General features: G+C 75.3%; 11 protein-coding genes. 9 read left to right on the top strand and 2 right to left on the bottom strand.

Going from position 1 to position 11,613, the window contains the following annotated elements:
* Positions 1-24 precede the first annotated feature (24 nt).
* Positions 25-435: a transcription antitermination factor NusB gene (gene nusB, locus BLQ97_RS16360; protein ID WP_091367097.1), complete on the top strand. Its 411-nt coding sequence runs from the start codon at positions 25-27 to the stop codon at positions 433-435.
* 18 nt (positions 436-453) lie between these two features.
* On the opposite strand, the gene BLQ97_RS23415 is transcribed toward nusB, so the two are convergent.
* Together BLQ97_RS23415 and bldD are read right to left on the bottom strand one after the other, a co-directional pair.
* A complete protein-coding gene (locus BLQ97_RS23415) occupies positions 454-609 on the bottom strand; it encodes a hypothetical protein (RefSeq protein ID WP_175471782.1) in 156 nt (51 codons plus the stop codon).
* A gap of 208 nt (positions 610-817) precedes the next feature.
* Complete coding sequence (gene bldD, locus BLQ97_RS16355) at positions 818-1,357, bottom strand: transcriptional regulator BldD (protein ID WP_091110675.1); 540 nt, start codon at positions 1,355-1,357, stop codon at positions 818-820.
* Positions 1,358-1,587: 230 nt separating this feature from the next.
* On the opposite strand from bldD, the gene pyrR reads away from it, so the two are divergent.
* The 8 genes from pyrR to BLQ97_RS16315 are packed head-to-tail and all read left to right on the top strand — an operon-like array spanning position 1,588 to position 11,339.
* Positions 1,588-2,163, top strand: coding sequence for a bifunctional pyr operon transcriptional regulator/uracil phosphoribosyltransferase PyrR (pyrR, locus tag BLQ97_RS16350; RefSeq protein ID WP_091367096.1), 576 nt, complete (start codon positions 1,588-1,590; stop codon positions 2,161-2,163).
* A complete protein-coding gene (locus tag BLQ97_RS16345; RefSeq protein ID WP_091367095.1) occupies positions 2,160-3,077 on the top strand; it encodes an aspartate carbamoyltransferase catalytic subunit in 918 nt (305 codons plus the stop codon). The genes pyrR and BLQ97_RS16345 overlap by 4 nt, the downstream gene beginning before the upstream one ends.
* Entirely contained in the window at positions 3,074-4,375 is a 1,302-nt protein-coding gene (locus BLQ97_RS16340) for a dihydroorotase (RefSeq protein WP_091367094.1), read from the top strand. Before BLQ97_RS16345 ends, BLQ97_RS16340 begins: the two co-directional genes overlap by 4 nt.
* A complete protein-coding gene (gene carA, locus BLQ97_RS16335; protein WP_091367093.1) occupies positions 4,372-5,538 on the top strand; it encodes a glutamine-hydrolyzing carbamoyl-phosphate synthase small subunit in 1,167 nt (388 codons plus the stop codon). Before BLQ97_RS16340 ends, carA begins: the two co-directional genes overlap by 4 nt.
* Entirely contained in the window at positions 5,538-8,843 is a 3,306-nt protein-coding gene (gene carB / locus BLQ97_RS16330) for a carbamoyl-phosphate synthase large subunit (protein WP_091367092.1), read from the top strand. Before carA ends, carB begins: the two co-directional genes overlap by 1 nt.
* Positions 8,840-10,174, top strand: coding sequence for a beta/alpha barrel domain-containing protein (locus tag BLQ97_RS16325; protein ID WP_245692296.1), 1,335 nt, complete (start codon positions 8,840-8,842; stop codon positions 10,172-10,174). The genes carB and BLQ97_RS16325 overlap by 4 nt, the downstream gene beginning before the upstream one ends.
* On the top strand, positions 10,171-11,049 hold the full coding sequence (pyrF, locus tag BLQ97_RS16320; protein ID WP_091367091.1) for an orotidine-5'-phosphate decarboxylase: 879 nt from the start codon (positions 10,171-10,173) through the stop codon (positions 11,047-11,049). The genes BLQ97_RS16325 and pyrF overlap by 4 nt, the downstream gene beginning before the upstream one ends.
* Positions 11,046-11,339: a hypothetical protein gene (locus BLQ97_RS16315; RefSeq protein WP_091367090.1), complete on the top strand. Its 294-nt coding sequence runs from the start codon at positions 11,046-11,048 to the stop codon at positions 11,337-11,339. The genes pyrF and BLQ97_RS16315 overlap by 4 nt, the downstream gene beginning before the upstream one ends.
* Positions 11,340-11,613 lie beyond the last annotated feature (274 nt).

Raw genomic sequence — 11,613 nt, 5'->3', positions numbered from 1 at the left:
CGCCCCCGGCCCCGCACCGCTGACATGGCTGCCCGCACCAAGGCGCGCAAGCGCGCCGTCGACGTCCTCTACGAGGCCGACCTGCGGGGCGCCGACCCGGTGGAGCTGCTCCGCGAGCGCGTCGCCGACCCCTCCCCGCCGGTGCCCGACCACGCGGTCCGGCTGGTGGAGGGCGTGGCCGCGCACGCCGCGCGCATCGACGAGCTGATCGGCCGGCACGCCCGCGGCTGGTCGCTCGAGCGGCTGCCCGACGTCGACCGCGCGATCCTGCGGATGGCGGTCTTCGAGCTGCTCTGGGCCGACGACGTCCCCGACGCGGTGGTCATCGACGAGGCCGTGGAGCTCGCCCGCGCGCTGTCGACCGACGACTCGCCGGCCTACGTCAACGGCGTCCTCGGCGCCATCCTCGACGCCGAGGTGCCCACCTCCTCCTGACCGCCGGGCCCCGCACCGTCAGCCGTGCCGGCCCACACCGGCCCCGGCGGCGGCCAGCATCGCGGCCATCCGCGCACTGGACTGCCGCCGGTGCGCGCGGCGCAGCGCCTCGCGACGGCGGGCGGCGAGCAGCAGGTCACGGTCGGGCAGGACGACCGGCGGGGTCGAGCTCATGGGTGCTCCTCGCGTCAGGGCGCCGGCATCCCGGCGCAGCCCGGACGCTAGGGGCACCCCCCGACAGTGTCGCGCGCTCCGCACCCGCCCGGTCGCACTCGGTGAGGCACCCCACGGTTGGCCGCGTGCACGCACTGCGGACGCGCAGGCCCGGAGACGGCGAGGCCCGCGCCGGCGGTGCCGGCGCGGGCCTCGGAGGGCTCCCCGCTCAGCGGGGGCCGCGGCGGCGGTCGCCCCAGCCCTCGTCCTCGTCGTCGGCCATGAGCGCGGCGCCGTCCATGCCCGGGTTGAGCACACCCCACTCGATGAGCCGGGTGGTCAGCTCGTCAGGGCTCATGTCGTAGATGATCGCCAGCGACTTGAGGTCCTCGGCGCGGATGGAGAGCACCTTGCCGTTGTAGTCGTGGCGCTGCGCCTGGATGGTCGAGGCGTAGCGGGCCAGCGGGCCGGCCTCGTCGGCGGGCAGCGAGCCCAGCGACTCGAGGTTGAGCACGATCTTCGTCGTCGACGTCACGGCCGACGACGGCCGCGGGTCGGGCAGCAGCTCCGACACCGGCACGCCGTAGAAGACGGCCAGCTCGGAGAGCCGCTGGACGGTCACCGCCCGGTCGCCGCGCTCGTAGGAGCCGACGACGACGGCCTTCCAGCGGCCGTGTGACTTGTCCTCCACGCCCTGCAGGGACAGGCCCTGCTGGTTGCGGATGGCGCGCAGCCGGGCACCGAGGGCCCGCGAGTAGTCGGTGCTCATGAGTGTCCGCTCACTGTCCGTCGTCGTGATCTCGGCAATGTCGTCACGCAGCGTACTGGGTGTTCGCACGAGACGACAGCGGCCTCATCCTCTCCGGTCATCGGGGACACCCGCGCCCACCTGCGGGGCTGCGGTGCGCGACGACGGTCACACGACGGGGTGCAGTACCGTCGGCACCGGTCCACCCACTCCTTTAACGACCCGTCCCGTGAGGCGGGGAAGGAGGCCTGATGGCCAGCTCGACCGAGCCTGCCCCCGGCCAGGCCGCACCCGCGGCACTGCTCGCCCCCGCCGACGTCGCCCGCGTGGTCGACCGGATGGCCCACCAGCTGATCGAGAAGGCCGGCGACGCCCTCGCCGACCTGGTGCTGGTCGGCATCCCCACCCGCGGCGCCCCGCTCGCCCGGCGGCTGGCCGCCCGCGTCGAGGCCTTCTCCGGCGCCCGCGTCGACACCGGCACCGTCGACATCACCCTCTACCGCGACGACCTGCGGCTGCGCGGCGTCCGCGCGCTGGAGGACACGGTGCTGCCGCCGGCGGGCATCGACGGCCGCCTGGTCGTCCTCGTCGACGACGTGCTGTTCTCCGGCCGCTCGGTGCGCGCCGCCCTGGACGCGCTGCGCGACCTCGGCCGGCCCCGGGCGGTGCAGCTGGCGGTGCTGGTCGACCGCGGCCACCGGGAGCTGCCGATCCGCGCCGACTACGTGGGCAAGAACGTGCCGACGTCGCGCGCGCAGACGGTGCGGGTGCACCTGACCGAGACCGACGGCACCGACGAGGTGCTGGTCACGGAGGGAGCCGCGTGAAGCGCCACCTGCTGGAGTCCGCCGACCTCGACCGCGCCGACGCCACCCTCGTCCTGGACACCGCCGCGCAGATCGACCAGGCGCTGGCCGGCCGCGAGGTCAAGAAGCTGCCCACGCTGCGCGGCCGCACGGTGGTCAACCTCTTCTACGAGGACTCCACCCGCACCCGCATCTCCTTCGAGCTGGCGGCCAAGCGGCTGTCGGCCGACGTCATCAACTTCTCCGCCAAGGGCAGCAGCGTGTCCAAGGGCGAGAGCCTCAAGGACACCGCGCTCACCCTCGAGGCGATGGGCAGCGACGCGATCGTCGTCCGGCACTCGGCGTCGGGCGCCCCGCACCGGCTGGCCCACTGGGTGCAGGGCAGCGTGGTCAACGCCGGCGACGGCACCCACGAGCACCCCACCCAGGCGCTGCTGGACGCCTACACGATCCGGCGCCGGCTGGGCCGCCTCGATGGGGTCCGGGTGGTGGTCGTCGGCGACGTGCTGCACAGCCGGGTGGCCCGCTCCAACGTCTGGCTGCTCACCACGCTCGGCGCGGAGGTCACGCTGGTCGCCCCGCCGACGCTGCTGCCGGTGGGGGTCGGCTCCTGGCCGGTGACCGTCTCCTACGACCTCGACGCCGTGCTGCCCAAGGCCGACGTCGTGATGATGCTGCGGGTCCAGCTGGAGCGGATGACCGCGTCGTTCTTCCCCAGCGCCCGCGAGTACAGCCGCCGCTACGGCCTCGACGCCGTGCGGATGGCCGCGCTGGGCGACGACGCGATCGTCATGCACCCCGGCCCGATGAACCGCGGCATGGAGATCGCCGCCGACGTCGCCGACTCGGTCCGCTCGACGATCGTCGAGCAGGTCGGCAACGGCGTCTCCGTCCGCATGGCCGTGCTCTACCTGCTCCTCGGAGGGAACGCGTGACCGTCCTGATCAAGGGCGCGAGGGTCCTCGGCGGCGAGCCCGCCGACCTGCTGCTCGCCGACGGCCGGGTCGCCGAGGTGGGGCAGCGGCTGGACGCCGCCGGCGCCACCGTCGTCGACGCCGGCGGGCTGGTCGCGCTGCCCGGCCTGGTCGACCTGCACACCCACCTGCGCGAGCCCGGCCGCGAGGACGCCGAGACCGTCGAGACCGGCAGCCGGGCCGCGGCGCTGGGCGGGTTCACCGCGGTGCACGCGATGGCCAACACCGACCCGGTCGCCGACACCGCCGGCGTCGTCGAGCAGGTGTGGCGGCTGGGCCGGAAGGCCGGGCTGGTCGACGTCGTCCCGGTGGGCGCGGTCACCGTCGGCCTGCGCGGCGAGCGGCTGGCCGAGCTCGGCGCCATGGCCGACTCCGCTGCCCGGGTGCGGGTGTTCTCCGACGACGGGCACTGCGTCGCCGACCCCGCCCTCATGCGTCGCGCGCTGGAGTACGTCAAGGCCTTCGACGGCGTCGTCGCCCAGCACGCCGAGGAGCCGCGGCTGACCGCCGGCGCGCAGATGAACGAGGGCGACCGCTCCGCGCGGCTGGGCCTGGCCGGCTGGCCGGCCGCCGCCGAGGAGGCGGTCATCGCCCGCGACGTGCTGCTCGCCCAGCACGTGGGCGCGCGGCTGCACGTCTGCCACGTGTCCACCGCCGGGTCGGTGGAGATCCTGCGGTGGGCCAAGTCGCGCGGCGTGCAGGTGACCGCCGAGGTCACCCCGCACCACCTGCTGCTCACCGAGGCCTGCGCCGAGAGCTACGACCCGGTGTTCAAGGTCAACCCGCCGCTGCGCACCGACGAGGACGTGCTCGCCCTCCGGCAGGGCCTGGCCGACGGCACGATCGACGCCGTCGCCACCGACCACGCGCCGCACGCGGTGGAGGACAAGGAGAGCGAGTGGGCCTCCGCCCGGCCCGGCATGCTCGGGCTGGAGCAGGCGCTCGCCGTCGTCGTCCAGGCGCTGGTGGAGCCGGGCCTGCTCGACTGGGCCGGCGTCGCCGACCGGATGTCGGTGCGCCCGGCGGCCATCGGCCGCCTCAGCGGGCTCGGCGACCGGGCGCACGGCCGCCCGCTGGCCGCCGGTGAGCCGGCCAACCTGCTGCTGCTCGACCCCGCGGCCCGGTCGGTCGTCGACCCGGCCGCGCTGGCCAGCCGCAGCCGCAACAGCCCCTACGCCGGCCGGGAGCTGCCCGGCCGGGTCGTCGCCACGTTCCTGCGGGGCGAGGCGACCGTGCTCGACGGAAAGGCAGTGCGTTGACAGACGCGATCCTCGTGCTCGAGGACGGGCGGACGTTCCGCGGCGAGGCCTACGGGCAGGTCGGGACGACGGTCGGCGAGGCGGTGTTCGCCACCGGGATGACCGGCTACCAGGAGACGCTGACCGACCCCAGCTACGCGGGCCAGATCGTCACGATGACCGCGCCGCACGTCGGCAACACCGGCGTCAACGGCGAGGACGACGAGAGCCGCCGCATGTGGGTGGCCGGCTTCGTCGTCCGCGACCCGGCCCGCCGCCCGGCCAACTGGCGGGCCACCGGCAGCCTGGACGACGAGCTGCGCGCCCAGGGCGTCGTCGGCATCAGCGGCATCGACACCCGCGCGCTGACCCGCCACCTGCGCGAGCGCGGCGCCATGCGCGCCGGGATCAGCAGCGAGACCACCGACGCCGACGCGCTGCTGGCCCGGGTGCGCGCCGCCGAGGGGATGGTCGGCGCCGACCTCGCCCCGCAGGTGAGCACCGAGCAGCCCTACGTCGTGCCGGCGGTGGGGGAGCGGCGGTTCACCATCGCCGCGCTCGACCTCGGCATCAAGACCGCCACCCCGCGGCACCTGGCCGAGCTCGGCGTCGAGACGCACGTGCTGCCCTCCACCGCGACGGCCGCCGACCTGCTCGAGCACGGCCCCGACGGCGTCTTCCTGTCCAACGGTCCCGGCGACCCGGCCGCGGCCGACTACGCCGTCGCCGCGGTGCGCGGCGTGCTGGACGCCGGACGGCCGCTGTTCGGCATCTGCTTCGGCAACCAGATCCTCGGCCGCGCGCTGGGCCTGGGCACCTACAAGCTGCGCTTCGGCCACCGCGGCCTGAACCAGCCGGTGCTCGACCGGGTCAGCGGCACCGTCCGGGTGACCAGCCACAACCACGGCTTCGCCGTCGACGCGCCGCTGGACCGGCCCACCGACACCCCGTACGGCCGGGTGGAGGTCAGCCACGTGGGCCTCAACGACGACGTCGTCGAGGGGCTGCGGCTGCTCGACGCCCCGGCGTTCAGCGTGCAGTTCCACCCGGAGTCGGCCGCCGGCCCGCACGACGCGGCGCCGCTGTTCGGCCGGTTCGTCGACCTCATGCAGTCCACCCGCGACGGGGGCCCGGCCGTCAGCCCGGCGACGACCGTCGAGCACAGCACCGGGGAGAGGGCCTGATGCCCAAGCGCACCGACATCTCGCACGTCCTGGTCATCGGCTCCGGGCCGATCCTCATCGGCCAGGCCGCGGAGTTCGACTACTCCGGCACCCAGGCCTGCCGCGTGCTGCGCAGCGAGGGCCTGCGGGTCAGCCTGGTCAACAGCAACCCGGCGACGATCATGACCGACCCCGACGTCGCCGACGCCACCTACGTGGAGCCGCTGACGCCGGAGTTCGTCGAGCGGGTCATCGCCAAGGAGCGGCCCGACGCGCTGCTGGCCACCCTCGGCGGGCAGACCGCGCTCAACATCGCCATCGGCCTCTACGAGAACGGCACGCTGGAGCGCTACGGCGTCCGGCTCATCGGCGCCGACGTCGACGCGATCAACCGCGGCGAGGACCGGCAGCTGTTCAAGGACATCGTCCGGTCGATCGGCGCCGACGCCCCGCGCTCGCGGGTCTGCGCCAGCGTCGAGGAGGCGCTGGAGACGGCGGAGGAGGTCGGCTACCCGGTCGTCATCCGGCCGAGCTTCACGATGGGCGGCCTGGGCTCGGGCTTCGCCACCGACGAGCCGATGCTGCGCCGGATGGCCGCGCACGGCCTGGCCGACTCGCCCGTCCACACCGTGCTGATCGAGGAGTCGGTGCTCGGCTGGAAGGAGTACGAGCTCGAGCTGATGCGCGACCGCAGCGACAACGTGGTCGTCATCTGCTCCATCGAGAACGTCGACGCGATGGGCGTGCACACCGGCGACTCGGTCACCGTGGCGCCGGCGATGACGCTCACCGACCGCGAGTACCAGCGGATGCGCGACGTGGGCATCGCGGTGCTGCGCGAGGTCGGCGTCGACACCGGCGGCTGCAACATCCAGTTCGCCGTCAACCCCGCCGACGGGCGGCTGGTCGTCATCGAGATGAACCCGCGCGTCTCCCGGTCGAGCGCGCTGGCGTCCAAGGCCACCGGCTTCCCGATCGCCAAGATCGCCGCGAAGCTCGCCATCGGCTACACGCTCGACGAGATCACCAACGACATCACCGGCGTCACCCCGGCCAGCTTCGAGCCGGCGCTGGACTACGTCGTGGTGAAGATCCCGCGGTTCGCCTTCGAGAAGTTCCCCGGCGCCGACCCGCGGCTGACCACGACGATGAAGAGCGTCGGCGAGGCCATGGCGCTGGGCCGCAACTTCCCCGAGGCGCTGGGCAAGGCCATGCGGTCCACGGAGACGAAGGTGGCCGGCTTCTGGACGGGGCAGCCCGACGGCCGCTCGGCCGCCGAGCTGCTGGAGGCGCTGCGCACCCCCGTCGACGGGCGGCTCTACACCGCCGAGGCCGCCCTGGCGGCGGGGGCCACCGTCGAGCAGGTGGCCGAGGCCAGCGGCTTCGACCCGTGGTTCGTCGACCAGGTCGCGCTGGTGCAGGAGGTCGCGGCGGAGGTCCGCGACGCGCCCGCGCTCACCCCGGAGCTGCTGCGCCGGGCCAAGCGGCACGGCCTGTCCGACCGGCAGGTGGCGGCGCTGCGGCCCGAGCTGGCCGGCGAGGACGGCGTCCGCAGCCTGCGCTGGCGGCTGGGCATCCGGCCGGTGTTCAAGACCGTGGACACCTGCGCCGCGGAGTTCGCCGCCCGCACCCCGTACCACTACTCCTCCTACGACGAGGAGACCGAGGTGGAGCCGCGGGAGAAGCCGGCGGTGCTCATCCTCGGGTCGGGGCCGAACCGGATCGGGCAGGGCATCGAGTTCGACTACTCGTGCGTGCACGCGGTCATGGCGCTGCAGGACGCCGGCTACGAGGCCGTGATGGTCAACTGCAACCCCGAGACGGTCTCCACCGACTACGACACCGCCGACCGGCTGTACTTCGAGCCGCTGACCTTCGAGGACGTCCTCGAGGTGGTCGAGGCCGAGCGCGCCGCCGGTCCCGTGGCCGGGGTCATCTGCACCCTCGGCGGGCAGACGCCGCTGGGCCTGGCGCAGCGGCTCAAGGACGCCGGCGTCCCGGTGCTGGGCACCTCGCCGGAGTCCATCGACGACGCCGAGGACCGCGGGGCGTTCTCCCGGGTGCTGGCCGACGCCGGCCTGCTCGCGCCCACGCACGGCACCGCGACCACCTTCGCCGAGGCGCGGGAGATCGCCGCGGGCATCGGCTACCCGGTGCTGGTGCGCCCCTCCTACGTGCTCGGCGGGCGGGGCATGGAGATCGTCTACGACGACGCCACGCTCGAGGCCTACATCGCCAAGGCCACCGACGTCAGCCCCGCCCACCCCGTGCTGGTCGACCGGTTCCTGGAGGACGCCGTCGAGATCGACGTCGACGCGCTCTACGACGGCGTCGAGCTCTACCTCGGCGGCGTCATGGAGCACATCGAGGAGGCCGGCATCCACTCCGGCGACTCCGCGTGCGCGCTGCCGCCGATCACCCTGGGCTCGGCCGACCTCGCCGGCATCCGCGCGGCCACCGAGGCGCTGGCCGCCCGGATCGGCGTCCGCGGGTTGATGAACGTGCAGTACGCGCTCAAGGACGACGTCCTCTACGTGCTGGAGGCCAACCCCCGCGCCAGCCGCACGGTGCCGTTCGTGTCCAAGGCGACCGCCGTCCAGCTCGCCAAGGCCGCGGCCCGCATCGCCGTGGGCGAGTCGATCGCCGACCTGCGCGGCGCCGGCGTGCTGCCGGCCACCGGCGACGGCACCGACCTGCCCGAGGACGCGCCGATCGCGGTCAAGGAGGCGGTGCTGCCCTTCCACCGGTTCCGCACCGTCGAGGGCCACGGCGTGGACACCGTGCTGTCGCCGGAGATGAAGTCCACCGGCGAGGTCATGGGCCTCGACGACGGTTTCGGCACCGCGTTCGCCAAGTCGCAGGCCGCCGCCTACGGCTCGCTGCCGACCTCGGGGGCGGTGTTCGTGTCGGTGGCCAACCGGGACAAGCGGGCCGCCGTCTTCCCGGTCAAGCGGCTGGCCGACCTCGGCTTCCGGGTGCTGGCCACCACGGGCACCGCGCGGGTGCTGCGGCGCAACGGGGTCGAGTGCGAGGTGGTCGGCAAGTACAGCGAGGGCCCGGGCAACGTGGTCGAGCGCATCCAGGCCGGCGACGTCGACATCGTCGTCAACACGCCCTTCGGATCGCCGGGCAACAGCGGGCCGCGGCTGGACGGCTACGAGATCCGCACGGCCGCCGTCGCCGCCGGGATCCCGTGCATCACCACGGTGCAGGGCCTGGCCGCGGCGGTGCAGGGCGTCGAGGCGCTGCTGCGCGGTGACCTGGGCGTCCGCAGCCTGCAGGAGGTCCACGCCGGTCTCGCCGCCGCGCTCACGGCCACCCCGTGAGCGTCGTCGGAGCCGTCGGCGGCGACCTGGTCGCGCGCGGGCTCCTCGACGGGCTGCCGGCGGCGTACCTGTCCGGCGTCACCCGGTTCGCCACGCCGCCGGCCGCGGAGCTCGACGCACTGCGGGCCGACGCCGAGGGCCTGGCCGCCCGGCTGGCGGCGGGGGAGGCCGGCGACGCCGACCTGCCGCTGCTCACCCGGGTGGCGTTCTTCGCCGGGCACGGCGCGGTGCTGGCCGGCTGCGGGGTGCGGACGCCGTCCTACGACCTGGTCGGCTCCTACCGGGACAACCTGCGCACGCCGGTCGGGCCGCGACTGGACGCCCGGCCGCGGGCGGGGGACCGGCGCTGGCGGGTGCTCGGCCGCGAGGTCGGCTTCCCGCTCGGCGTGCCCGCGTGCGTGCTCAACGGCGGGGAGGAGTGGGTGCGCTACCACGCCCGCAACGGGTTCAGCGTGCTCACCTACAAGACGGTGCGCAGCCGCGCCCACGAGCCGAACGCGCAGCCCAACTGGACGTTCGCGCCCCGCCCGCCCGGCGACGTCGTCGTCTCCGACCCGTGGGACTGGGTGGCGCCGGGTGACCCCGGCGTCAGCACGGTCAACTCCTTCGGCGTCCCCTCGCCGGCGCCCGAGGAGTGGGGGCCCGACCTCGAGCGGTCGCTGGCCGCCGTCGACGACGACCAACTGCTGCTGGTCAGCGTGATGGGCTCCGGCGACGGTCCCGCGCTGGTCGAGGACTTCGCCGCGACGGCGCGGCTGGCGCAGGACGCCGGCGCGGGCGTCGTCGAGCTGAACCTGTCCTGCCCGAACACGCTGTCGGCCTCGGCCGACGAGGGCGTGAAGCCGCCGCTGTGCCTGGACGCCGACGCCACGGTCGCCGTCGTCGAGGGCGTGCGCCGGGCGCTGGACGACCGCACCGGGCTGGTCGCCAAGCTGTCCTGGCTCGACGCCGGCCGGCTGGCCGCGCTCGTGCCGCGGCTGGCGCCGCTGGTCGACGGGGTCGCCGGCATCAACACCGTGGCCAGCCGGGTGGTGCGCGCCGACGGCGCGCCGACCTTCCCCGGCCGCGCGGTCGCCGGCCTGTCCGGGGCGGCGGTGCGCGACGCCGCGCTGGACTTCACCACGCGGCTGGTGGCGCTGCGGGAGGCCGGCGGGCACGCCTTCGACGTGCTGGCGATGGGCGGGGTCACCGACCCGGCCTCGTTCGCGGCGCTGTGGGCGGCCGGCGCCGACGCCGTCCAGTCGGCCGCCGGTGCCTTCGCCGACCCCTTCCTCGCCCGCGACTGCGTCGCCGCGCACGGCGACACGCTGTCCCGGTCGGTGCCGCGGTGAGCGCGCCGTTCGGGCAGCGGCTGGCCGACGCCGTCGCCGCCCGCGGGCCGCTGTGCGTCGGCATCGACCCGCACGCGCCGCTGCTGGAGCGCTGGGGCCTGCCCGACGGCCCCGAGGGGCTCGCCCGGTTCACCGACGCCGTCGTCGACGCGCTGGCCGGCACCGTCGCCGTCCTCAAGCCGCAGAGCGCGTTCTACGAGCGGCACGGCTCGCGCGGCCTGGCCGTGCTGGAGGACGGCGTCGCCCGCGCCCGTGCCGCCGGCGCGCTGGTGCTGCTCGACGCCAAGCGCGGGGACATCGGCTCGACCATGGACGCCTACGCCGACGTGCTGCGCCCCGACCACCCGCTCGCCGTCGACGCGCTGACCGTCAGCCCCTACCTCGGCCCCGGCTCGCTGCAGCCGGCCGTGGACACCGCGCGGGCGCACGGCGGCGGGTTGTTCGTGCTGGCCCGCACGTCCAACCCGGACGCGGGCACGCTGCAGCACGCGGTCGTGGGGGAGCGGTCGGTGGCCCAGGTCGTCGTCGACACCGTGCGCGGCTGGAACACCCCCGGCTGGGTGGTCGGCGACCCGCTGCCCGACCCCGCCGCGGTGCGCGACCTCGGCAGCCGCTGGGGCGCCGGCACCGGCAGCTTCGGCGTCGTCGTCGGGGCGACCCTGCGCGACCTCGACGTCGACCTGACCGGGCTCGGCGGGCCGGTGCTCGCGCCCGGGCTGGGCGCGCAGGGCGGGTCCGTGGCCGACCTGCGCCGGCTGTTCGGGCAGGGTGCCGCCGTGGTCCCCACCGTGTCCCGCGACGTGCTCGCCGCCGGACCCGACCCCGCCGCGCTGCGGGCGGCCGCCGCGCGCTGGGCCGGGGAGCTGGCCGCGTGAGGCGCGACCTGACGTCGGCGCTGCTGCTCGGCCTGGCCCTCGTCGGCGCCGGCGTGCTGGTCTCCCGGCAGGCGGGCACCGCGCCGCCCGCCGTCGCCCACAGCGGGTCCTACGCGCCGCTCACCGCCACCGACGCGTACGGCGGCGGCCGCACCGGTGGCTGGGCGGTGACCTGGACGACCGGTTCCCTGGTCGGGGCGGCGCTCGCCGTCCTCGGCCTGCTGGTGCTCGCCGCGGTCGGCGGGTGGGTGCTCGGCCGGCGCTCCCGGCTACCCGCGACCCCCGCCTGACCGGGCAGGCCCGGCGTGTCGCGCCGGACGGCCCGGGCGTGTCGCCACCCGGGCCGCGAGCGGACGTCCCGGTTCCGTATGCTGTCTGAACAGGGCTCCTGACTCTCCGTCATGCAACTGCTCGACGCAGCGTCACCTGCGCACGACGCGCGGTCGAAATCCTCGTCCGTCGGGCGCGTGACCTGCGGATTCCCGGTTACTAGGTTGATCGCCGGGCCCGAGCGCACGGGGACCGGACCCGCGGCACCACCGCCACACAGCACAGAGACGCCGG

The sequence above is a fragment of the Geodermatophilus telluris genome (genome assembly GCF_900102745.1).
Lineage (GTDB): Bacteria > Actinomycetota > Actinomycetes > Mycobacteriales > Geodermatophilaceae > Geodermatophilus > Geodermatophilus telluris.
The sequence above is the reverse complement of the archived record's forward strand: the minus strand, read 5'-3'. Positions and strand labels throughout refer to the sequence as shown.